The sequence below is a fragment of the Staphylococcus pasteuri genome (assembly GCF_030547725.1).
GTDB classification, from domain to species: Bacteria; Bacillota; Bacilli; order Staphylococcales; family Staphylococcaceae; genus Staphylococcus; species Staphylococcus pasteuri.
In genome coordinates, this window is the sequence record NZ_JAUOQO010000926.1 from 1 (window position 1) to 238 (window position 238).

Sequence of the window (238 nt, forward strand, 5' to 3'; positions counted from 1 at the left end):
GTTTAGGTGGTCGCCCTTATGGTGAAAACCAGCACGAGTCTGGTTTACATGAAGCCACCTTTGCTGCCGATTACACCTACAAGTTTGGTAACGCTTATGTTCAACCGCGTGCTGAATACACCCGTAATGTAGCGATTGATTCAAATACTGGTAAGTTTGCCTTAAAAGGTGGTTATAACTTTGATAATGGTATTTTTGTCGCTGCCCGTTACCGTTATGAGGATACGCAAAACAATGG

Annotated in this window: 1 protein-coding gene; it reads left to right on the forward strand. The window is 43.3% G+C overall.

Features of this window, described 5'->3' with window-relative positions:
• Positions 1 to 238, forward strand: a 238-nt coding sequence (locus tag Q4528_RS15930) for an oligogalacturonate-specific porin KdgM family protein (protein ID WP_303522726.1), incomplete at both ends; no start/stop codon positions are given.